Origin of the sequence: Marinifilum breve (assembly GCF_003202155.1) — a bacterium.
In the GTDB taxonomy this organism is placed as follows: Bacteria; Bacteroidota; Bacteroidia; order Bacteroidales; family Marinifilaceae; genus Marinifilum; species Marinifilum breve.
The window spans coordinates 1-819 of sequence record NZ_QFLI01000048.1 but is presented as its reverse complement, the minus strand read 5'-3'; the positions used below and the strand labels follow the sequence as shown (position 1 = coordinate 819).

The following is an 819-nucleotide window of genomic DNA, read 5'->3' as shown; positions in this document are numbered from 1 at the left end:
GTGATTGGATCTATATGTGCTTATTCTGATAGGTAATGAGATATTCAAATGATTTTTCATCAAATGACTATTCATCTATTGTATTTTCATGTAAATAGGGGGCAAGAAAGCTCTATGGAAAAACGGCGGTTCAATTCGATGTTGTCTAACGAGGAGTTAGAATACAGATGTGGGCTAAGTAAATCAATGGACAGTCTTGGTCCTATTGAAAATACCTGTGGTAGTGAAGATCCGATTATAACCGATACGTATAAAAACATTCCTCGTTGGGGTGATAGTACCAGTTCTAGTTACAATAATATTGATCATTTATTTGGCGTTCGGGACATTCAGAATTTCATCTCTGATGACACTTTTTTAGTTAAGGATAGTAATGGGAACAGTTATTCCATATATTTTGATATTGAAAAGCAGATTTTTGATATTGATAATGATCATTCTTTTCTGAGTGAAGTAGAAAGTTCTTTTTATAGTTATCGGAATTCTAGTTATCTGAATCATGTATCTAAGAGTGACGATCCCCATTATGATCGTTACATGTATGATACTAAATATAGTTGGAATAATCATATTAATAGTTGCATTGACAGTTATCTTCGTTCTCAAATCCATATTGATAGTTACATTTTAAGTGATAGTGATAATTACGGTGACAGCTACATTTATAGTTACATTTGTGGTGAAAGTATAAATAGTAGTGAAAACAAGAATTCCAGAATAAGAACTAGCACGAATGGTAGTGATTTAACTAAAAGTTCTAATGATCTCGAGGTAACTCAAAAATACAGACATTTGTGGGTTCAATGCGAAAATTGTTAT

Annotated in this window: 1 protein-coding gene; it reads left to right on the top strand. The window is 32.1% G+C overall.

Annotated elements, in window-relative coordinates; genetic code table 11:
* Positions 1 to 114 precede the first annotated feature (114 nt).
* Positions 115 to 819: hypothetical protein (locus tag DF185_RS24750; protein ID WP_133250144.1), on the top strand; the 705-nt coding region annotated here is incomplete at its 3' end.